The sequence below is a fragment of the Bacillus sp. MRMR6 genome (assembly GCF_001940785.1).
Taxonomy (GTDB): Bacteria; Bacillota; Bacilli; order Bacillales; family Cytobacillaceae; genus Neobacillus.
Genome location: NZ_MSLS01000024.1, coordinates 1 through 22063, shown reverse-complemented (window position 1 = coordinate 22063; position 22063 = coordinate 1). Strand labels below are relative to the sequence as shown.

The 22063-nt window shown below is 39.8% G+C and carries 14 protein-coding genes, 21 tRNA genes and 2 rRNA genes; 3 read left to right on the top strand and 34 right to left on the bottom strand.

Features of this window, described 5'->3' with window-relative positions:
* Positions 1–55 precede the first annotated feature (55 nt).
* Together BTR25_RS18910 and BTR25_RS18905 are read left to right on the top strand one after the other, a co-directional pair.
* Positions 56–1075 carry a metal ABC transporter solute-binding protein, Zn/Mn family gene (locus BTR25_RS18910; protein ID WP_075689588.1) on the top strand — a complete coding sequence of 340 codons (1020 nt, stop codon included), beginning with the start codon at positions 56–58 and terminating at the stop codon, positions 1073–1075.
* 98 nt (positions 1076–1173) lie between these two features.
* On the top strand, positions 1174–1335 hold the full coding sequence (locus BTR25_RS18905) for a DUF1540 domain-containing protein (RefSeq protein WP_075689587.1): 162 nt from the start codon (positions 1174–1176) through the stop codon (positions 1333–1335).
* A gap of 35 nt (positions 1336–1370) precedes the next feature.
* Here the strand turns inward: BTR25_RS18905 and menC are convergent, their stop codons facing one another.
* From menC to BTR25_RS18875, 6 genes are all read right to left on the bottom strand, one after another.
* Positions 1371–2486 carry an o-succinylbenzoate synthase gene (menC, locus tag BTR25_RS18900; protein WP_075689586.1) on the bottom strand — a complete coding sequence of 372 codons (1116 nt, stop codon included), beginning with the start codon at positions 2484–2486 and terminating at the stop codon, positions 1371–1373.
* A 2-nt stretch (positions 2487–2488) separates the two neighbouring features.
* Positions 2489–3970: an o-succinylbenzoate--CoA ligase gene (locus BTR25_RS18895; protein WP_075689585.1), complete on the bottom strand. Its 1482-nt coding sequence runs from the start codon at positions 3968–3970 to the stop codon at positions 2489–2491.
* Positions 3971–4134: 164 nt separating this feature from the next.
* A complete protein-coding gene (menB, locus tag BTR25_RS18890; RefSeq protein ID WP_075689584.1) occupies positions 4135–4953 on the bottom strand; it encodes a 1,4-dihydroxy-2-naphthoyl-CoA synthase in 819 nt (272 codons plus the stop codon).
* A gap of 32 nt (positions 4954–4985) precedes the next feature.
* Positions 4986–5801 carry a 2-succinyl-6-hydroxy-2,4-cyclohexadiene-1-carboxylate synthase gene (gene menH / locus BTR25_RS18885; protein ID WP_075689583.1) on the bottom strand — a complete coding sequence of 272 codons (816 nt, stop codon included), beginning with the start codon at positions 5799–5801 and terminating at the stop codon, positions 4986–4988.
* Entirely contained in the window at positions 5798–7549 is a 1752-nt protein-coding gene (gene menD / locus BTR25_RS18880; RefSeq protein WP_075689582.1) for a 2-succinyl-5-enolpyruvyl-6-hydroxy-3-cyclohexene-1-carboxylic-acid synthase, read from the bottom strand. The genes menH and menD overlap by 4 nt, the downstream gene beginning before the upstream one ends.
* A gap of 1 nt (position 7550) precedes the next feature.
* Positions 7551–8951: an isochorismate synthase gene (locus BTR25_RS18875; RefSeq protein ID WP_075689581.1), complete on the bottom strand. Its 1401-nt coding sequence runs from the start codon at positions 8949–8951 to the stop codon at positions 7551–7553.
* Positions 8952–9306: 355 nt separating this feature from the next.
* On the opposite strand from BTR25_RS18875, the gene BTR25_RS18870 reads away from it, so the two are divergent.
* Positions 9307–10245, top strand: coding sequence for a 1,4-dihydroxy-2-naphthoate polyprenyltransferase (locus BTR25_RS18870; protein WP_075689580.1), 939 nt, complete (start codon positions 9307–9309; stop codon positions 10243–10245).
* 36 nt (positions 10246–10281) lie between these two features.
* Here the strand turns inward: BTR25_RS18870 and BTR25_RS18865 are convergent, their stop codons facing one another.
* From BTR25_RS18865 to BTR25_RS18730, 28 genes are all read right to left on the bottom strand, one after another.
* A complete protein-coding gene (locus tag BTR25_RS18865; protein WP_075689579.1) occupies positions 10282–12669 on the bottom strand; it encodes a glycogen/starch/alpha-glucan phosphorylase in 2388 nt (795 codons plus the stop codon).
* Positions 12659–14110 carry a glycogen synthase GlgA gene (gene glgA, locus BTR25_RS18860; RefSeq protein WP_075689578.1) on the bottom strand — a complete coding sequence of 484 codons (1452 nt, stop codon included), beginning with the start codon at positions 14108–14110 and terminating at the stop codon, positions 12659–12661. The genes BTR25_RS18865 and glgA overlap by 11 nt, the downstream gene beginning before the upstream one ends.
* Positions 14107–15138, bottom strand: a complete 1032-nt coding sequence (locus BTR25_RS18855; RefSeq protein ID WP_075689577.1) for a GlgC family sugar phosphate nucleotidyltransferase — start codon at positions 15136–15138, stop codon at positions 14107–14109. The genes glgA and BTR25_RS18855 overlap by 4 nt, the downstream gene beginning before the upstream one ends.
* A gap of 18 nt (positions 15139–15156) precedes the next feature.
* Positions 15157–16302, bottom strand: coding sequence for a glucose-1-phosphate adenylyltransferase (locus tag BTR25_RS18850; protein ID WP_075689576.1), 1146 nt, complete (start codon positions 16300–16302; stop codon positions 15157–15159).
* On the bottom strand, positions 16259–18190 hold the full coding sequence (gene glgB / locus BTR25_RS18845) for a 1,4-alpha-glucan branching protein GlgB (protein ID WP_075689575.1): 1932 nt from the start codon (positions 18188–18190) through the stop codon (positions 16259–16261). Before glgB ends, BTR25_RS18850 begins: the two co-directional genes overlap by 44 nt.
* Positions 18191–18678: 488 nt before the next feature.
* Positions 18679–18750, bottom strand: a tRNA-Glu gene (locus BTR25_RS18840).
* A gap of 8 nt (positions 18751–18758) precedes the next feature.
* Positions 18759–18849 (bottom strand) — tRNA-Ser (locus tag BTR25_RS18835).
* A gap of 3 nt (positions 18850–18852) precedes the next feature.
* Positions 18853–18927, bottom strand: a tRNA-Asn gene (locus BTR25_RS18830).
* Between the two features lie 15 nt (positions 18928–18942).
* Positions 18943–19019, bottom strand: a tRNA-Ile gene (locus BTR25_RS18825).
* A 4-nt stretch (positions 19020–19023) separates the two neighbouring features.
* Positions 19024–19097 (bottom strand) — tRNA-Gly (locus BTR25_RS18820).
* 18 nt (positions 19098–19115) lie between these two features.
* Positions 19116–19191: transfer RNA gene (locus BTR25_RS18815), tRNA-His, on the bottom strand.
* A 28-nt stretch (positions 19192–19219) separates the two neighbouring features.
* Positions 19220–19295: transfer RNA gene (locus BTR25_RS18810), tRNA-Phe, on the bottom strand.
* 325 nt (positions 19296–19620) lie between these two features.
* Positions 19621–19697, bottom strand: a tRNA-Asp gene (locus BTR25_RS18805).
* 3 nt (positions 19698–19700) lie between these two features.
* Positions 19701–19774 (bottom strand) — tRNA-Met (locus BTR25_RS18800).
* Between the two features lie 39 nt (positions 19775–19813).
* Positions 19814–19906, bottom strand: a tRNA-Ser gene (locus BTR25_RS18795).
* A gap of 16 nt (positions 19907–19922) precedes the next feature.
* Positions 19923–19999 (bottom strand) — tRNA-Ile (locus tag BTR25_RS18790).
* Positions 20000–20457: 458 nt separating this feature from the next.
* Positions 20458–20534, bottom strand: a tRNA-Met gene (locus tag BTR25_RS18785).
* Positions 20535–20554: 20 nt separating this feature from the next.
* A tRNA-Ala gene (locus BTR25_RS18780) sits at positions 20555–20630 on the bottom strand.
* A 15-nt stretch (positions 20631–20645) separates the two neighbouring features.
* Positions 20646–20722: transfer RNA gene (locus BTR25_RS18775), tRNA-Pro, on the bottom strand.
* Positions 20723–20726: 4 nt separating this feature from the next.
* Positions 20727–20803, bottom strand: a tRNA-Arg gene (locus tag BTR25_RS18770).
* 17 nt (positions 20804–20820) lie between these two features.
* Positions 20821–20909, bottom strand: a tRNA-Leu gene (locus BTR25_RS18765).
* A gap of 5 nt (positions 20910–20914) precedes the next feature.
* Positions 20915–20989 (bottom strand) — tRNA-Gly (locus BTR25_RS18760).
* A gap of 13 nt (positions 20990–21002) precedes the next feature.
* A tRNA-Leu gene (locus tag BTR25_RS18755) sits at positions 21003–21087 on the bottom strand.
* Between the two features lie 14 nt (positions 21088–21101).
* Positions 21102–21177: transfer RNA gene (locus BTR25_RS18750), tRNA-Lys, on the bottom strand.
* Positions 21178–21228: 51 nt separating this feature from the next.
* Positions 21229–21304: transfer RNA gene (locus BTR25_RS18745), tRNA-Thr, on the bottom strand.
* A 5-nt stretch (positions 21305–21309) separates the two neighbouring features.
* Positions 21310–21385, bottom strand: a tRNA-Val gene (locus tag BTR25_RS18740).
* 8 nt (positions 21386–21393) lie between these two features.
* Positions 21394–21510, bottom strand: a 5S ribosomal RNA gene (gene rrf, locus BTR25_RS18735).
* Between the two features lie 265 nt (positions 21511–21775).
* Positions 21776–22063, bottom strand: a 23S ribosomal RNA gene (locus BTR25_RS18730); the annotation flags it as partial.

Sequence of the window (22063 nt, the reverse complement as noted above, 5' to 3'; positions counted from 1 at the left end):
TTTTGAACAATAAATCGTAATAAATCCGATTTAAACTGTTTTGGAAGGAGCACTTATGAAAAAATTATTTATTTTTCTATTCTTTATTCTGCCCATCAGTCTTGTATTATCTGCATGTTCAGATGATGTTAACGAAACAGATGAGCAAGAAACTCAATTAACTATTTATACAACTGTTTTCCCGCTTCAATATTTCACAGAACAAATTGGCGGGGAATTTGTAGACGTTAAAACCATTTATCCACCTGGTTCAGATGAACATACCTTTGAACCATCTCAAAAGGATATGATTAAATTGGCCGACTCAGACTTATTTTTCTATATCGGTTTAGGACTAGAAGGATTTGTTGAAAAAGCAAAAAGTTCATTAAAGAACGAAAATGTAACCATGCTTCCTGTTGCGGACCATCTGCACTTGGAAGAAAGTGGAGACCATGCTGAAGAGGAACATGCTGATGATCATGCGAATGAAGCACATGATGATCATGCGGATGAAGCACATGATGATCATGCGAATGAAGCACATGAAGATGAAGAGCACAGCCATGGAGATATTAACCCTCACGTTTGGCTTGACCCTATTTATTCAAAGGAAATAGCAGCAGAAATTAAAGAAGCATTAATTAAAAAAATGCCTGAAAACGAAGCATTTTTTAACGAAAATTACCTTGAGCTAGCACAACAATTAGATGACCTCCATGCAGAATTTAAAGAAACCATTAGTAGTGCTAAGCATAAAAATATTATTGTTACACATGCTGCCTTTGGCTATTGGGAAACAAGGTATGGCATTGAGCAGATTAGTATTTCTGGTCTCTCCACTTCCAATGAACCAACTCAAAGAGAGCTTGAGAAAATCATCTCTTTTGCAGACCATGAAGGACTTCATTTTATATTATTTGAACAAAATGTCCAATCTAAACTTGCAGAGATTGTCCAAAAAGAAATTGGGGCACGAGCTCTTCCTGTGCACAACCTAGCCATTTTAACAGAAGAGAATATTAAAAACAAAGAATCCTACTTTAGTTTAATGAATCAAAATCTTGAAACACTGAAAATCGCACTGAATAATTAAATAATTAATTTAAACATGTCTGCCTTATAGTGGCAGGCATGTTTTGCTTTAAAGATTCAAATGCTATTTCTGTACCTTCAATAAAAGGAGTGATACGAATGGCACAAGATGTATTGTGTGAGGTAAATAATTGCTCTTACTGGGCTAAAGGAAATAAATGCAGTGCTGACAGAATTTATGTTGTCAGTCACCATGGAAAAACGGCCGAGAGTAGCAAACAAACTGATTGTAAAACCTTTGAACCTTCCTCTGACCTCTAATTAAAAATATGAACCAGGTAAATCCGCTGCCTGGTTTATTTTTTGTTAAACTTGGTTAACTTCTCCATTTTATTGCATTGCTCTAATCTTTTTTTGTTTATTTCGAACCCAATTCCAGGGATTGTAGGTACTGAGATAAAACCTTTATTCACTTTGACATCTGGGAAAATGATATCCTCTTCCCAAAACCGGCTGGAGGCTGAAATATCACCAGGGATTGAAAATCCAGGCAGTGAGGCTAGGGCAATATTATGGGCTCTGCTGATACCAAATTCAATCATTCCACCGCACCAGACCGGTACCTCTCGTGCATAACAGTAATCATGAATTTTTTTAGCTTCATTCAGTCCTCCTACCCTGCCAGCTTTTATATTAATTATTTTGCAGCTGCCAAGGTCAATGGCTTTTTTTGCATCCTCTAATGTAACAATGCTCTCGTCCAAACAAATCGGAGTCTTAAGTTCTTTTTGTAATGCTGCATGCTCAATAATATCATCACAGCCTAATGGCTGCTCAATCATAAGTAGGTCTAACTCATCGAGTGCCTTTAATTGTTCAAGATGATTTAATGTGTAGGCAGAATTTGCATCTGCCATCATCGGCAGATCAGGAAAATGCTGGCGAATTTCTGATAAGAAAGAATAATCGTTCAGCGGATTAATCTTCACTTTAAAGCGTTGATATCCTTCAACTAAATAGCTTTCAATCTGCTTAAGTGCGGTAACTATTGAGTTTGACGCTACTACAACACCTGATGGTATTACTTCACGAGTCCCGCCAAGTAGCGCGGATAAAGACCTTCCACTCTGTTTAGCAAACAAATCCCATAAAGCCATTTCTAGTCCGGCTTTTGCCATATTGTTCCTTCTAACAAAGTTAAAAATGCCTCCAGCTTCTTCCGGATGTTTAATTGGATTTGTTTGAAGCAATGGGATTAAGATATCTGTTAACATATGAAAGCAGGTTTTTACCGTTTCCTCCGTATACCAAGGCGTTGTGAATGCTACACACTCACCATAACCGCTGATTCCTTCATTATCCACCACCTCAATTATAATACTTTCTCGTTCTGTAACATTCCCTAAGTGAGTCTGAAATGGAACCTTTAGCGGCATTTTAATCACATTTAGGTTTATGTATGCGATCTGCATAATTAGTCCCTGCTCTTTTCTAGTTTTTTACAAAGGTTTCTTCTTAACAGTTTGTTCGCGGCATTCCTTGGAAGCTCGTCTGTGAAATAATATTTTTTAGGAACTTTATATTTTGCCAAACGATCTAAACAAAATTCGTAGAGCTCCTCTGCAGTTACAGAGGCACCTTCTTTTCTGATGAGAAACGCAGCCGGCACTTGGCCCCAATCATCATCCTCTATTCCAGTCACACCAGCTTCAGCAATATCTTCATGTGCAAGCAGAACTGATTCAATTTCTGCCGGGTAAATGTTCTCCCCGCCTGAAATGATTAAATCAGAGCGGCGGTCTAAGACGAACAAGAAACCTTCTTCGTCCAGGTAGCCAACATCACCCGTGTAAAACCATCCATCACGGAATTTCTCGTTGTTAGCATCTGGCCGATTATAATAGCCTGTTGTTACAATTGGCCCCTTAACGACAATATCCCCAGCTACATATTTAGGAGCTATAACACCATTTTCCGTCTCAATTCGGAGCTGGGCAGGAAATAAGGGTTTTCCAGCAGATCCAAGTTTACTAATGCTGTATTCAGGCGAAAGTGTTACAATTTGTGAGGCAGTCTCGGTCATCCCATACGTTTGAAAAACAGGAATCTCTTTTTCAATGCACGCTTCTAATAAAGGTAACGGGGCTGGGCCTCCTCCTAAAAGCATGCACCGAAAATAATTAGGAAGTTTGGATTCCTCGAGAGTATTAATAATCCGTGAAAGCATTGTCCCAACAACTGACATTACTGTAACCTGCTTGTTCTTAATATCAAGAATGGTTTGATTGACATCAAACTGTTCATGTAAAATCACAGGCATACCGTATATTACACTTTTCATTAAGATTGAATATCCACTAATGTGAAAGAGAGGAACACTGCACAACCATCTGTCCGTTTCTGTAATTCCGAGGTTTAATGCCGAACCTGCTGCACTCCACCAATGGTTACCATAGGTTTGTAATACACCTTTCGGCTTTCCTGTCGTACCTGATGTATACATGATGGTACAAATATCAGCTAGATGAATTTCTTCTTGGATTTCAGGTGCTGCAAAATTTGAAGAAAATAATTCATTCTTAGTGACCTTTTTCAATCCTGGCACCTCTAACGTAAGCATCATCTCAGAAAAGTCAGATTCCAATATAAGAAGTTCAGCCTGCGAATCTGTTAATTGCCAAGCTAATTCTGACGCAGCTAGGCGGTTATTTAAAACTACAGTCCTTGCTCCTAATAATTGAAGAGCAAATAATATTACTATGGTATCTAGGTGATTTTTTAATAGCACAGCAACTAGTTGATCCTTCTGTACTCCATGCCCTTGTAGTTTTGCAGCGGTTTCTAATGAATACTCGTAGAGTTCCTTAAAGGTAATTGACTTATCATTAAAGAATACAGCTGTTCTATCAGGTGTAAGTAATGCTCTTTTTGGCAAAAAATTAGGCAACGAATCCATTTTGTTTCTCCTTTAAACATCACTATTCTAATATAAGGTATGATTAGCGCTCCAGGTGCTTCGCTTCAATCAAGTCAAACTCAATAATGCCCTTAACCTTAACTCAACTAAATTGATATAAAAACAGCCTGATGGGAACCATCAAGCTGCTAGAACAATCAATATCAAGGAAAACGTGGGAATTGACCAAAGTCCGGCTTACGCTTTTCTTTAAACGCATCGCGGCCTTCCTTCGCCTCATCAGTTGTATAATAAAGAAGTGTGGCGTCTCCCGCAAACTGTTGAATACCAGCTAAACCATCTGTATCTGCATTGAAGGCAGCCTTTAAGAAACGAAGTGCAGTTGGGCTCTTATCAAGCATTTCCTCACACCATTTAATTGTTTCTTCCTCAACCTGTTCTAATGGAACAACGGTATTAACTAATCCCATATCAAGAGCTTCTTGCGCGTTATATTGACGGCATAAAAACCAGATTTCTCGCGCCTTTTTATGTCCTATAATTCTTGCGAGGTAACCAGACCCATATCCAGCATCAAAACTTCCAACCTTCGGACCTGTTTGTCCAAATACTGCATTATCTGCTGCAATCGTTAAATCACAAACGACATGGAGAACATGGCCGCCGCCAATTGCATAGCCTTTAACCATTGCCACAACTGGCTTAGGTATCACACGGATAAGTCGTTGTAAATCTAAAACATTTAGACGGGGAATCTTGTCGTCGCCAACATAGCCTCCATGTCCTCGGACACTTTGGTCACCGCCTGAGCAAAATGCTTTATCTCCGGCACCGGTTAAAACAATAACACCAATCTTAGAATCATCACGTGCATATGCAAAAGCATCAATTAATTCCATAACGGTTCTAGGGGTAAATGCATTATGTACCTGTGGACGATTAATGGTGATCTTAGCAATACCATTATATGTATCATATAATATTTCTTCATATTTACGTTCTGCAATCCATTCTACTGTCAAAATGATATCCTCCTTTATTTTTTCAATCAGGATTACTCCTGATTTAAAGACACAAAGTCACTTACTATTGTACCAAACTTTTCTTCTTCCTCCACATGAATTGTATGTCCACTTTGGTAAAAAACAATCCAATTCACGTTTTTAAGGCATTTTTGCATTTCTTTTGCGATTGAACAGAATTTTTCATCCTTAATACCAGTCAACAAAAGTACTTCGCAATGTAAATCATTTAGCCTCTCCCACCAGGACGGTTGTGACCCTGTTCCCATTCCACACAGACTATTGGCCAAGCCTTTCGCGGAGTTTGACAAGCGTTGATGTCTTATTTTGTTTTGAATACTCAAGGGAAGATTCTTATTTGGTGAAAAAAGCGAAATATTCTCCCAATAATCTACAAAATCGTTAATACCTTGGTCTGTTATAAACTTTGCAAGTTCAGCATCTTTCATGCGCCGTTCTTGTCTCTGGACTTCTTTGTTCAATCCAGGCGATGCACTTTCTAATATGAGCTTCCGGACTCGTTCTGGATATAGTATCGCAAAGGTAAGTGCAAGTCTTCCACCCATAGAATAGCCCAATAAGTCGACCTTCTGTATCCCCAGGTGTTCAAGGAGCAGCTTTAAATGCTTTGCCGCTGTCTCTATCTTATAGTCATCAAGATTATCAGGGGAATCTGTCTTACCATGTCCAACAATATCAGGAATAATTACCTGCGAGTGCTTGTCCCAATACTTCAAAAATGGTGTCCAAGTAGAAGAATCTCCAGTAAATCCATGTAGAAGTAGAAATGGAAAGCCTTCACCACTTACCTCGACATGATATTGAATATTGTCGATATTTACCTTCATTCCTCATACCCTTTGACATATTTTGATATTTCCTGGGAAACAGCACTCCAAAGTTCACGATGCTCTGTTAAATTGGTGTCTCTTCTTGTCACAATTTCGTACACATTAATTCCTTTATTTTCACGTGAATTTCCCATTGCAGAGCGTAAATGATCCCAATTTTCAATTTTTGTAAACTTCCCATTGAACATCCGAACCGCATGTTCAAATTCAATATTCAATGGAGTGCCAAATAAAAGTTCAAAGTGTTTTGGGTGTTCCGATTGAGGAAGAAAAGAGAAAATCCCCCCGCCGTTGTTATTAATTAAAATGATATGAATATCGATTTGGTATAACTTTGCTGCTAACAGACCATTCAAATCATGGAAGAATGTTAAATCACCTAACACTAGATATAATGGCTTAGAATATAATGCAGCACCTAAGGCAGTTGAAACAATCCCATCAATACCATTTGCTCCTCTATTAGCGATAATTTTTATAGACAAATCATTTTTAAGGAAAAAGCTGTCTAAGTCTCTAATCGGCATGCTGTTTCCAACAAATAGAGTCGCACCCTCTGGCAGCATTTCTGCCAGTTGATAAAACAATTTACCTTCGCTCAATTCAGCTGAATCTCGGATAGGCATGAATTGATCCTTTGTCAGGTTATTTATTGCAATCCATTTATCTAAGTAATTTCGCTTTATATTACCTTCAACAGAAGCTGCAAGCTTTTCACAGAACCATGACTCATTACAAAACAGCATCTCAGAGGTTAGTGCGTTCGGGTCGCGCCAGCCGCCAGCTCCATCCACCACATATTGATCTGCTTGCTGGTTCTCTTTTAGGAAAATCGACAAAGCTTTTGAGATTGGCATTGCTCCAAAACGAAGGATTACATCTGGTTTTAGTGAAGTTTTGGCGTCAGCATTTCTTAAAAAGGTGTCATAGACCTCCACTACAGACTTAAGGCTATGCTTACCGCTTCTAAGCTGTGACAGCGGATCGGCTAGGATTGGATAGTTTAATTTTTCAGCTAAAATTGCCACTGCAGAGGCAAACTTATCATCTGCAATATCTCCACAGACAATTATTCCATTCTCTATTCCTTTTAGCTTTAAGGCAATTGCCTTTACTAGGTCCTCACTAATTGTTAACTCACCATTTCGTACCTTAACATATCCCAATGGCCTTTCAGACATTTCGAAAATGTCAGCTGTTAAATTCGGAATCAGCGGCTCACGGAACGGAAAATTCAAATGAACTGGTCCCGCTGGGGCTTGTAAAGCCAACGCTGCTGCCCGGGCACATATGGTTCGTGCATAGCGGATGATTTCATTACTTTTTTCTGGAAGTGCCATTTCAGCAAACCACTTAACATGCTTCCCGTACAAATGGATTTGGTCTATGGCTTGTGGTGCTCCAACCTCTCGTAACTCATGTGGGCGGTCTGCTGTTAGAACAATTAAAGGTACGCGTGAGTAATTCGCTTCAACAATTGCAGGAAAATAATTCGCAGCTGCTGTACCAGATGTACAAAGAATAGCTACTGGCTTATTTGTTACTTTAGCAATCCCTAAAGCAAAGAAAGCTGCAGAACGTTCATCTATGTGGATATGGAGTTGTATATCAGGGTGTTCAGCCATTACCATTGCCATAGGTGTAGATCTTGAACCTGGACTCACCACAACATCCTTAACTCCGGTTTGCACTAGTTCTGCAACAAAAGCAGCCAAATAAGCTGTTAATGTCTCTTGATGATTCATATTATTTACCTCCAAGTGCGCGCAGCATTGGTCTAAATTTTAAGCTTGTTTCTAAATATTCACTTTCCGGGTCGGAGTCGGCTACGACACCACACCCCGCGAAAAGAGATGCTTCTTTTCTCTGAATTAGGCCAGAACGAATGGAAACGGAAAACTCACCGTTACCACGATAATCCACCCAACCAAGCGGGGAGGCATAATATCCACGATCCAGACTTTCTACCTGCCTGATTTTCTCAACAGCCTCCTGTTTAGGAAGACCTCCAAGAGCTGGTGTAGGATGGAGCCTTTCAACTAATAAAAGCAGGGACGCATCTTCATGACATTTTCCAATAACCGGAGTATAAAGATGCTGAATGTCTCTAATTTTCATTAGTTGAGGCCTGTCAGGGAGGATCATTTCACTGCAAGACTCTTCTAATGCTTCTTTAATCATTTCGACCACATAACTGTGCTCGATTAAGTTTTTCTGGTCAGTTAATAAGGACTGACCTAATATTCGATCTTCTTCCTCTGTTTTCCCACGGGAGATGGAACCCGCTAAACAGGTTGAGAATACCTGGTCACCTTGTTTTTTTACCAGCCTTTCAGGGGTAGCCCCGACAAAACTATCACCATTTGATTCAAACACAAATATGAAGCTATCCTGCTGCTGGTACGATAAATTATCAAGCACTGACTCAACCATAATTGCATCTTCAAAATACAATCTTAATTCACGGGCAAGGACAATCTTCTTTAATGGACCTGCCTTTAAATCGTTGACAACATTTTCAACCGTTTCCTTCCATTCTATAGGGAATATTTCCTTCTGTTCAATCAGTCTGGCGAATTTTATCTCATTCCTTGTTTCAAGTGATGACAATACTTGGGTTCTTTCCTCTATCACTTTTTCAAATAGTTTATAATTGTCATTTTGGGTACAGACAATATTCGTGGTTAAGAATGTTTGTCCACCAATTATGCTTAACATATATTTTGGGATATGAAATAAGGAATCAGCATACTTTGACCATAGGTCAGTTTTCGTTTTATGTGGGTCAAAAGAGAATCCGCCAAACATAACAGGACCGATAGCAGTTTCTTTATATGGGTTAAAAATGATACTATCCTTTAAAAAGTCTCTCCACTTTTCCTCAACATGAAAAAAGCGGTCAGTAGCCTGATCCGACTGAATTTGTTTTGATATACCAAGTCCTACAAGGACCATCTCTCCTTTGGGATCCTTCCAAAAAAACCTTTCTCCCAAAAAGTTATCTCTCCCGATATTAAAAAATGATAATGGGTTAATCGTATCCACTTTATGAACTTCACTAACCAGAATGGGCCTGTTAAGCTTCTTAGCACGACTAACGGCTATCTGCCCCCGCTCCTTTAGTTCCGTTTCCTGAATGGTAACCAAAAAAATCCCTCCAAAACAGTCCTTAATGACTGTTATCCATTCATTTCTACTCTATTTCTATATTCTACTTTCATTGTAAAGAAGTGAATAAAACTTGTCACTACCTATACACAGGTCTTTCTTATTATATATCAAAAATTCTGTGTCAGCTGTGAATTTGATTTGATTCTTCGTTTATTTCATTTTCCCTCCAATTCCCCTGTAATAGTCAGACAGGAATTATCTACTAGTTTGACTAGGAAAAATCCATTGACACTATTGACGAGATTACATAAACTTAGGTTTGGAAATAAACTTTGTCCATATAATTTTTAAATGACTATATAGATAAATTATCGTAAGGGAGAGAGATGTTATGCAGACAAACTTAAAGCACGGTTCAAAGCCTGCAGTCGAGTCAAACCACGGTTTTCAGGTGTGGTGGCAAATGATTAGACCACATACCTTAACAGCCGCTTTTGTACCGGTTATTCTAGGTACTGTACTTGCACTCGGTTACGAAACCATTAACTTCACTATATTCTTTGCCATGTTATTGGCAAGCTTATTGATTCAGGCTGCTACCAATATGTTCAATGAGTATTATGATTTTAAACGGGGACTCGATAATGAGCATTCTGTAGGAATCGGCGGTACGATTGTCCGTGATGGTATTAAACCAAAAACCGTTTTACAACTTGCCTTTAGTTTCTATGGAATAGCGCTTTTATTAGGAATTTATATTTGTGTGAATACAAGCTGGTGGTTAGCTCTAGTTGGCCTTGTTTGTATGGCAGTGGGTTATTTATATACTGGCGGTCCTTTCCCGATATCATATACACCTTTTGGCGAATTCTTTTCTGGTTTATTCATGGGTATGTTCATCATATTAATTGCTTTCTTTATTCAAACAGGTACTGTTACTACGATGAGTGTTCTTGTGTCTATACCGATTCTAGTCCTAGTGAGCGGTATTAACTTATCAAATAATATTCGTGATCGTGAAGGCGATAAAGAAAATGGCCGTAAGACGTTAGCGGTCCTCTTAGGTAAGAAGAATGCTGTCATCTTACTAGCAGGGATGTTTGCTTTTTCATACCTTTGGATTTTGGCACTGATTATCAGTGATATCGCTCCAATTTGGACAGTTTTTGTGCTCTTAAGCTTAGCGAAGCCGCTCAAAGCTATAAAGATCTTTAAGGCAGGTACCTTACCAATCCAGATGGCACCTGCTATGAAGGCAACTGCCCAAACAAATACAATCTTTGGTTTTCTTCTTACAATTGGTTTGTTACTAGGACATTATGTAGCATAAATAAAAAAAGCTTCTGCCTATATGGCAGAAGCTTTTTTACTTTATCTTCCAGATCTGATCAGCATATTCTTGAATGGTTCTGTCGCTAGAAAAATACCCAGCCTGTGCAATATTGACCAAGCATTTCTTTTGCCAGACTTGCTGATTTGTAAAGGTTTCACCAATATGCTTTTGTGTATCGGCATATGAGGCAAAATCTTTTAGAACAAAGTACTGGTCATTTTCTTCTATAAGAGAATCAAAAATAGGTTCAAACTCATTGTTCACTCCCGGGAAAAATCCATTCACAAGTTGGTCAACTGTCTGTTTTATTCGATTATCATGGTGATAGTATTCTTTTGAACGGTAACCCCCGTATTGTGAATAGTGAAGGACCTGTTCAGCCGTGAGACCAAATGTAAAGATGTTGGAATCACCAACTAATTCTCTAATCTCCACATTTGCTCCATCTAATGTTCCAACTGTTAAGGCCCCATTTATCATAAATTTCATGTTTCCTGTTCCTGAAGCCTCTTTGCTTGCAGTTGATATCTGTTCACTTAAATCAGCTGCAGGGAAGATTTTTTCAGCTAACGAGACCCGGTAATTTTCAAGGAAAATGACTTTTAGTTTATTTGAGATGCTCGGATCATTATTTACTTTCTCAGCTACGGTGTTGATCAGTTTGATTATTTTTTTCGCATAATAATATCCGGGAGATGCTTTTGCACCAAAAATAAACACTCTTGGAACAATTGAAAAGCTCGAATCCTCTTTGAAACGATTATACAGGTACATGATGTGTAAAACCTTTAAAAGCTGCCTTTTATAGGCATGAAGTCGCTTTACCTGGACATCGAATATCGCATCAGGGTCAACGGTCACTCCGTTTTTACTCTGAATGATTTCCGCTAGTACCTTCTTGTTTTCCCTTTTTATTTTTGTCAGCTGGTCTAAAAAGGAGGAATCGTTCTGGTATTTAAGTAGTTGGATTAATTCACTAGGTGTTTTAGCCCATCTCTGCCCTATACTCTCAGTTATCAATGACGCCAGTGCTGGATTAGCTTTTAAAAGCCAACGGCGATGAGCAATACCATTTGTTTTATTATTAAATTTCTCTGGGTAAAGTTGATAAAAATCCTTCATTTCACGATTCTTAAGGATTTCAGTATGCAGCTTGGCTACACCATTAACACTAAAGCTGCCCACTATGGCCAAATGAGCCATCCTCACATAATCATCTGCGATAATCGCAAGCTTTCTAATGTATTCCCAATCTCCCGGAAACTGTTCCCAAAGCTCCATACAATAACGTTCATTGATTTCATTAACAATCATATAAATCCTTGGTAGCAGTGGTTGAAAGATGCGGGTTGGCCACTTTTCTAATGCTTCACTTAAAGTCGTATGATTGGTATAAGAAATCGTATGTCTTGTTATATCCCATGCATGCTCCCAGTCATAGCCTTCTTCATCAATTAAGATTCTCATTAACTCCGGTATAGCTAAAACTGGATGGGTATCATTAATATGAATACATACATCCTGATGGAAGTGATCTAAGTTAACATGTTGTTTACGGTAGGATTTAATGATGGATTGTATACTAGCAGAGACCAATAAATATTGTTGCTTCAGTCTTAAAATTTTGCCTTCATCATGGGTATCATCAGGATATAAAAATTCAGAAATTGACTCTGTTTCTCTTTTATATTTTAAGATATCATGATGAAAAGGAAACTGCTCTGGTTCAGCATTCCATAAACGAAGCGTATTAACCGTATCTGAATTGTAGCCTATGACTGGCATATCATGCGGCACGGCGGTTACCGTTTCAGCATTCAAATGTTGGAATACCAGCCGGCCGTTATCAATCTTTGATTCAACTTTACCCCAAAAAGGGATTTTTACAGATAAATCCGCCTTACGCACTTCCCATACATTGCCGCTTCTTAACCATTGCTCAGGGAGTTCTACCTGATAGCCATCAACAATTTTTTGTTCAAATAGACCATGTTTGTAACGGATTCCATGGCCATGGCCGGGCAAGTTAAGTGATGCAAGTGAATCTAAAAAGCAAGCGGCTAATCTGCCTAAGCCGCCGTTTCCTAATCCTGCATCTGCTTCTAATTCCTCAACTTTTCCCAGGTCTATTCCTAATTCCATTAATCCTTCTTGAACAGTTTCTTCTATCCCTAGATTTATTAGGTTTTGTCTTAATAATTTTCCTAATAAATACTCAATGGAGAGGTAGTATACTTGCTTACCTTTATTGGCAAGATAGCGTTCGTTTGTTTTAATCCAGTCATTACTTACATACTCACGAATCATTCCACCAAGGGTCTGATAATAATCACGCTCAGTACTTTCGCTGAAGCTTTTTCCACAAACCATCTCAACCCTTTTAATAAAGGTTTCTTTAAACTCTATTTTATTAGAGAACATGGGTTTCACTCCTTGAAATCAGCTCTGCATATAGCTGATTAAATCTGAAGGCTGACTGAGCCCAGCTATAATCCATTTTCATCGCTTTTTGCATAATCGTGCCCCATATTTTTTCATCATGGTAGAAATTAATTGCCCTTTTAACCGTATAAAGCATATCGTGTGCATTAAAATTAGTAAAAGAAAAGCCATTACCTTCTTTTGTCTGCTCATTCCAGGATTGGACCGTGTCATTCAGACCGCCAGTTTCTCTAACGATTGGGACAGCACCATATTTCATGGCAATCAATTGTCCTAAGCCGCACGGTTCAAACTGAGACGGCATTAGAAAAAGGTCTGCTGCAGCATACAATTTATGAGCAAGCGGTTCATTAAAACCAATGTTTACTTTTAATTTTTCTGGGTGAATGCTTGCTGCGTACCTTAAATATTCTTCGTACTCAAAATCTCCAGTTCCAAGAACAATTAACTGAATATCTTCTTGTAAAATTTCATTTAAAACACATTTGACAAGATCTAGACCTTTTTGTTTTGTCAGTCTGGTAATCATGACCATTAACGGGGTATTCTTTTTTACTGGTAACCCAAAGTGTTTTTGAATCTCCCGCTTATTCACTGCTTTATTTTTAGGATCAGCTGCTGTATAGGTTTTATATAAATAAGGGTCATCCTTTGGATTATAGAAGTCTTCATCTATCCCATTAAGGATTCCGTATAAATCCTCTTTTCTCGTTTTCAATAGGCCTTCAAGCTTCTCGCCATACTCGATTGTTTGTATTTCTTGTTTATAGGTTGGGCTAACCGTTGTAATTTTGTCCGCAGCAACAAGTGCACCCTTCATGAAGTTGATATTTCCGTAAAACTCTAAATATCTATAGCTTAAAGAGTTTCCATCTAATCCAAGCAAATCACCTAAAACTTCCTTTGGAAAAATCCCTTGAAATTGTAGATTGTGAATCGTATAAACCGTTTTGATTAATCCGTAGCCCTGGCGCTTGTAATATTCCATTCGCAAAAGAAAAGGAATCATTGCTGTATGCCAATCATGGCAATGCAGGACATCTGGATAGAAGCCTAGCTGTGAAAGTGCCTCTAGAACTGCACGATTAAAATAGGAGAAGCGCTCACCATCATCATAATATCCATACAGCCGGTCACGGTTAAAATAATACTCATTATCAATGAAATAATAAGTAAGTCCCTCATAAGTAAGTTCTTCAATTCCACAATACTGATTTCTCCAGCCAACAGGCACAGAAAATTCCTTTACTTTTCTCATCTGATTTTTATAACGTTCTGCAATCGTTCCGTATTTCGGTAAGATTACTCTAATATCAGTACCAAGACTTTTTAATTCTTTAGGCAGGGAGCCTGCAACATCTGCTAGGCCGCCTGATTTTGCAAATGGACCACATTCAGATACTGCGAAAAGAACTTTCACGATTTCATCAGCGCTCCTTGCTTCGTACCCTTACGAACTACAAATGGTGCGCTTGTTGTTCCGGTAATAACAGTGTTAGCTTCTACTTTGACATCTTTATCTAAAATGACTGAATCAAGGTAACAATTATCTTCGATCTGACATTTTTGCATGATGATAGAATTTTTAATAACGACACCTTTACCTATCTTAACACCTCTGGAGATAATGCTATTTTCCACTGTACCTTGAATTAAACAGCCATTCGCAATCATAGTGTTACTCACCGATGAACCTTTCAAGTAACGAGTTGGCGGCTCATCCTTTACTTTGGTAATAATCGGCTGATCTTTTAAGAATAATTGTTTCCAAACATCCGTGTTTAAAAGATTTAAACTTGTAGAATAATAGTCCCCAATTGATTTAATCATCTTCTTATAGCCTGAATATTCATATCGACAAATGGAGTATAGGTTTCCTAAATCTAGCACAACATCCTTCATACATGTATAGCCCGTTTCATTTCTAGATTCAATTAGTTTAACTAGTAAGGATGTCTTAACAAGGTACATCTCCATGGAAGAACCATCTTCATGATAAATCTCCGTTATATCGCAACCTGAATCAATATGCCAATCTAATAAAGGGGTAAAATTCATATTAAAAACAGTATAACTGTTAGCAATGATAGAGTATTCCTGTGTGCTGCGATAGAAAAAGTCTAAATTCGCCCCAAAATTTTCAAATGATCCTATTTTATTATGATCATGATCTACAATCGGAGATGGAAAGAAAAATAATCCATCCCTCTTTCGATTCAAGTCCCAATTCTTCCCTGACCCAAGGTGATCCATTAATGAGCGGTATGTCATTTTAGGAAAAATGGCTACACTTCGGATTCCGGAGTTAACCATATTTGATAGTACAAAATCAATCAGTCGATAGCGTCCTGCAAAGGGCAGGGCGCCTAGTGAACGGTGTAACAGTAGTTCCTCCAAATCGTTATGATAAGTTGTAGCATCTATAACCCCTAATAGATTTTTCTTCAATTTAGTCCCTCCCAGTTTCTATACAGCCGGATACAATTCGTTTAACATTTCTTTTGTTACTAGAATAATTTCATCATCTAATGATCGAATGACTGTTCCATCTGGGATGGTAACATCATAAGGAACAATGGCTTTCTCAATCCTGACATTTTTTCCAATGGTTGCATCTGACATAATGACAGATTCTTTAATGACCGAACCCTTTCCTACACTTACACCTTGGAAAAGAACGGAGGTATCAATTTCTCCTTCTATCGTACAACCTTCGTTAATTAAAGATTCTTTAACAACTGCGTCGGCCGATATATACTGTGGAGGACGATTTGGATTGACGGAATAGATTCTCCAGTCGTGATCAAATAGGTCTAAATCACATTCTTCATTTAGAAGGTCCATGTTTGCCTCCCAAAGACTTTTCACCGTACCTACATCTTTCCAATACCCTTTAAAAGGATAAGCAAATAGTTTCTTATTTTCTTCTAGCAACAATGGAATGATATCCTTACCAAAATCATGACTAGAACCTGGTGTTCTAGCATCCATTTCTAGATATTCTTTCAATGTATTCCAGCTAAAAATATAAACTCCCATAGATGCTAGGTTATTTTTCGGATTAGTCGGCTTTTCATCAAATTCTGTTATTCTTAACTCTTCATTTGTATTCATGATTCCGAAACGGCTAGCCTCAGCCCAAGGTACTTCAATTAAAGAGATCGTCACATCTGCCCGCTTCTCAATGTGATACTCTAGCATACTTTCATAATTCATTTTATAGATATGGTCACCTGATAAGATCAACACATAATCCGGCTGATATTGTTGTAAGTAATTCAGGTTTTGATATATTGCACTCGCCGTCCCGGTATACCACTTTACTTCAGATGTTTCAGCATAAGGAGGTAATACGGTTACACCGCCATCCTTACGGTCAAGATCCCATGCACTGCCAATCCCAATATAAGAGTTTAATAATAATGGCTGATATTGTGTTAGTACTCCTACAGTGTCAATCCCAGAGTTCGTACAGTTGCTCAATGTAAAATCAATGATTCGATATTTCCCCCCGAAAGGAACTGCTGGCTTAGCTAAATCCTTAGTAAGTGAATTCAGCCTACTTCCTTTACCTCCTGCCAACAGCATGGCTACGCACTTTTTCTTTACCATTCCCTATTCTCTCCTTCCGTTTTTTAACTGGCCTAATAATTTGGAATCCATATGCTGGCAAGCTAACATTTATTGAAAAAGGCCTGCCATGAAACGGCTCATTCAGAGCCATTATCGTTCTCTTATTTACAAGCCCTGACCCGCCATACTCAATTAGATCACTGCTTAAGGCCTCACGGTACTCCCGCAGTGCCGGAACACCAACTTTATACTCTGGATAACTTACCCCAGTAAAATTACAAAGTATGATTAAGAAATCATCCTCGTTAATCCCTTTCCTAACGAAAGAGAATACAGATTGGCTGCTATTATTAACATCAATCCATTCAAACCCCTCATGTAGATGATCTAGTTCATACAGCGCCTTAGAACGCCTATAAAACTTTGTTAATTGTTTAACATAGGTATTCACTTTTGCATGCATTTCATAATTTAATAAATGCCAATCCAACTGTTCTTTATCTTTCCACTCAGAAAATTGTCCGATCTCAAATCCCATAAACAGCAGTTTCTTACCCGGGTGTGCAAACATAAATCCTAGGAGTAAACGGAGCTGTGCGAACTTATCCCAGTATTCCCCTGGCATCTTATCAAGAAGGGATTTTTTTCCATGTACTACTTCATCATGGGAGAGCGGCAACATAAACTTTTCTGTAAAAGCATACAGAAGCGAGAATGTTACTTTTGAATGGGCGTTTGAGCGTGAAAAGGGGGGAGTTTCCATATATTCTAAAATGTCATTCATCCAACCCATATTCCATTTATAGTCAAATCCTAAACCACCATAATGAACCGGTGCTGTAACATTCGGAAAGTCGGTAGAGTCCTCTCCAATCATCAAAATAGCGGGGTCATATTCGTGGATTTCATTATTTAATTTTCTTAAAAATTCAATTCCAAAGGGATTAACCCTTTTTTCCTCTGAATTTGGCCAATAGATAATGTTTGCGACAGCATCCATTCTAAAGCCATCGATATGGAAATAATCCATCCAGTAAAACGCATTAGAGATTAGGAAACTTTGAACTTCTCCTTTTCCAAGATCAAAGTTGGCTGTACCCCATACTTGATTCTCCCTATCTGCCTCAGTGTTATAGGAGTAAATATGCGAACCATCAAACCGATATAGACCGTGTGCATCCTTGCAGAAATGCCCAGGTACCCAATCTAAAATAACTCCAATACCTTGTTGATGACATTGGTCGATAAAATACATAAAATCCTGTGGGGTTCCATATCGAGATGTGACAGAGAAGTATCCTGTCCCTTGATACCCCCATGAAGCATCTAGTGGATGTTCTATTATTGGCAGTAATTCTATATGGGTAAACCCATGCTCACTAACATAAGGAATAAGTTCCGAGGCGAGTTCTCTATATGATAAGAATTCTCCCGTTTCATGCTTCTTCCAAGAACCTATATGGACTTCATATATCACCTGAGGTGCCGATGAAAAGTTCTTTTTTTCCCGTTGCTGCATCCATTGGTGGTCCCCCCATTTGTAATGCTTTAAAGAGTGGACAACGGAAGCGGTATTAGGTCTCAATTCTGAGCAAAAAGCATAAGGATCAGCTTTTAGAATTTTTTCACCTTGCCTGGATATGATTTCGTATTTGTATACACTCCCCAACATGTCTTCGTTAACAATGAGGAGCCAAACACCTTCATTGTTTACCTTCTCTAAGTCGTATCCCTCTCCATTCCATTTGTTGAAATCACCGACAAGTCTTATCCTTGTTGCATTTGGAGCCCAAATGCAAAACCGTGTATAGACTCTTTCTGCTTCTCTAAAGATATGTGCTCCAAAGAGTTGGTGACTTTGAAAAAGATTGCCCTCGTGGAATAAGTGCAGTTGATAATCTGTTGGAAAAAACGTATTTACTGCCATTGATAACCTCATCCTCATGAAAATATGTATTTCAAGCTCTTATTATAAGGGCATTTTATACATAAGCCTTGTAAAACTTTTTTATCTTTTCTGACAATTTATTTCATTAACCGACAAAACAATTCATTAACCGACAAATTTCAACAAGATACGATAAAAAATCTACCATGAGAAGACAAAAAGATATAAAGTTTTCTGTGAAATTCACAAAATAAATATTATTTGATTTATTCGATAATAGAGGGATTTTGAGCTGGTTCAGCAAGTAAATGTAAGCGTTGTCAGCGCTTTTACTTGATTTTGAGTACCGTAGTTATTATAGTAGAATATCATTTTCGAGGTTCAGATGATCATTTTATTAAAAGTTCTAACTCCTCCATTAAGCCATCTTATAAGGCTAAATACAGCAGCTAGCATCTATCATTCTCCCGATTTTCTGCAAAAAACACAAAAAAACTGATGACAGAATGTCATCAGTTACATTATTATGACCCCTACGGGATTCGAACCCGTGTTACCTCCGTGAAAGGGAGGTGTCTTAACCACTTGACCAAGGGGCCAAAACATATGGCGGAGAAGGAGGGATTTGAACCCTCGCGCCGGTTACCCGACCTACACCCTTAGCAGGGGCGCCTCTTCAGCCACTTGAGTACTTCCCCATATGGCTCCGCAGGTAGGACTCGAACCTACGACCGATCGGTTAACAGCCGATAGCTCTACCACTGAGCTACTGCGGAAAAACATTATAAAGATGGTGGGCCTAAATGGACTCGAACCATCGACCTCACGCTTATCAGGCGTGCGCTCTAACCAGCTGAGCTATAGGCCCCAAATGGAGCGGGTGATGAGAATCGAACTCACAACATCAGCTTGGAAGGCTGAGGTTTTACCACTAAACTACACCCGCATAATACTTGTTTAAAGATGGGGCGACTGATGGGAATTGAACCCACGAATGCCTGAACCACAATCAGGTGCGTTAACCACTTCGCCACAATCGCCATCATAGCATACTTAATTGAATAAAAATGGTGGCTCAGGACGGAATCGAACCGCCGACACAAGGATTTTCAGTCCTTTGCTCTACCGACTGAGCTACTGAGCCACAAATATAAAGTTACCTAAAATTTGAAGGTGGTCATACCTTCGTCCTCATCTCAGAAAGATTATTCAAGCAGCAGCTCGATGAGTACGCTGAAGACTTTTCTCTGTAGCTTATTCAATCGTGCTCTACCGACTGAGCTACTGAGCCACAAATATAAAGTTACCTAAAATTTGAAGGTGGTCATACCTTCGTCCTCATCTCAGAAAGATTATTCAAGCAGTAGCTCGATGAGTACGCTGAAGCCTTTTCTCTGTAGCTTATTCAATCGTGCTCTACCGACTGAGCTACTGAGCCACAAATATGAAGTTACCATTTTTAATAAAAATGGCGGTCTGGACGGGACTCGAACCCGCGACCTCCTGCGTGACAGGCAGGCATTCTAACCAACTGAACTACCAGACCAAATTGCGGGGACAGGATTTGAACCTGCGACCTTCGGGTTATGAGCCCGACGAGCTACCAGACTGCTCCACCCCGCGACAATAATAATAATAATAATAACTGCTGAAGAATAAATATGGAGGAGGAAGAGGGATTCGAACCCCCGCGCGGTTTGACCCGCCTGTCGGTTTTCAAGACCGATCCCTTCAGCCGAACTTGGGTATTCCTCCGTATACATAAAGCTAATGGTGGACCTTGTAGGACTCGAACCTACGACCGGACGGTTATGAGCCGTCTGCTCTAACCAGCTGAGCTAAAGGTCCATTAAAAAGTGTACTTATCAAGATTCTTAAACTTGTCTGTCCCCATCTCAGAAAGCATATTCAAGCAGCAGCTCGATGGGTACAACTCGTAGAGTATTCATGGAAGCTTTGCTCGTTGCTCTAACCAGCTGAGCTAAAGGTCCATTAAAAAGTGTACTTATCAAGATTCTTAAACCTGTCTGTCCCCATCTCAGAAAGCATATTCAAGCAGCAGCTCGATGGGTACAACTCGTAGAGTATTCATGGAAGCTTTGCTCGTTGCTCTAACCAGCTGAGCTAAAGGTCCATTAAAAAGTGTACTTATCAAGATTTTTAAACCTGTCTGTCCCCATCTCAGAAAGCATATTCAAGCAGCAGCTCGATGGGACAACTCGTAGAGTATTCATGGAAGCTTTGCTCGTTGCTCTAACCAGCTGAGCTAAAGGTCCATTAACAAGTGTTCTTTTAAACTTAATATTTGGTAGCGGCGGAGGGGATCGAACCCCCGACCTTACGGGTATGAACCGTACGCTCTAGCCAGCTGAGCTACACCGCCAAATATTTTAAATTGAATTATGGTGGAGCCTAGCGGGATCGAACCGCTGACCTCCTGCGTGCAAAGCAGGCGCTCTCCCAGCTGAGCTAAGGCCCCATAATATAATCTGAATGGTCGGGAAGACAGGATTCGAACCTGCGACCCCTTGGTCCCAAACCAAGTGCTCTACCAAGCTGAGCTACTTCCCGTAAATGGCGCGCCCGAAAGGAGTCGAACCCATAACCTTCTGATCCGTAGTCAGACGCTCTATCCAATTGAGCTACGGGCGCATTTCTTTCGTAAATATTGGTGCCGAGGACCGGAATCGAACCGGTACGGTAGTCACCTACCGCAGGATTTTAAGTCCTGTGCGTCTGCCAGTTCCGCCACCCCGGCAACATTGGAGCGGAAGACGGGATTCGAACCCGCGACCCCCACCTTGGCAAGGTGGTGTTCTACCACTGAACTACTTCCGCAAATTAAACAAAATGGTGCGGGTGAAGGGAGTCGAACCCCCACGCCTTGCGGCGCCAGATCCTAAGTCTGGTGCGTCTGCCAATTCCGCCACACCCGCATATAAATTGTTAATGGTGAGCCATGAAGGATTCGAACCTTCGACCCTCTGATTAAAAGTCAGATGCTCTACCAACTGAGCTAATGGCTCGTAATCTCATCCGAGTAATACTCTGTATAGCGAGCATTCAAATGAAATAGATGGTGCCGGCTAGAGGACTTGAACCCCCAACCTACTGATTACAAGTCAGTTGCTCTACCAATTGAGCTAAACCGGCACATATGGTGGAGGATGACGGGCTCGAACCGCCGACCCTCTGCTTGTAAGGCAGATGCTCTCCCAGCTGAGCTAATCCTCCATACATAAGCCTGGCAACGTCCTACTCTCACAGGGACGCTTGTCCCAACTACCATCGGCGCTGAGAAGCTTAACTTCCGTGTTCGGGATGGGAACGGGTGTGACCTTCTCGCCTTAATTACCAGACTGATTTGTTGACACTATTTTATTATAATGTCTTTTTTGAATTTTTCAAGAGGAAATTTTTAAAAATTTCATTCCCTCAAAACTAGATAATGTAGAAGAAGTTTTGTAAAACCGAGTTCACCTTACTCATATTGCTATGATTTGTCCAGCTTCGACTCCTAACTTCTCGGCCGTTTCGATCCGTCCCTACAAATCCAAAACCAGGATTTGCAGTGCCGGCCCTCCAACGTCTGTCGAAGTTGACCAGTCGCCTCCGCTTTTCTATTTGGTTAAGTCCTCGAACGATTAGTATCAGTCAGCTCCACACGTCACCGCGCTTCCACCTCTGACCTATCAACCTGATCATCTTTCAGGGTTCTTACTAGCTTACGCTATGGGAAATCTCATCTTGAGGGGGGCTTCATGCTTAGATGCTTTCAGCACTTATCCCGTCCGCACATAGCTACCCAGCGATGCCTTTGGCAAGACAACTGGTACACCAGCGGTGCGTCCATCCCGGTCCTCTCGTACTAAGGACAGCTCCTCTCAAATTTCCTGCGCCCACGACGGATAG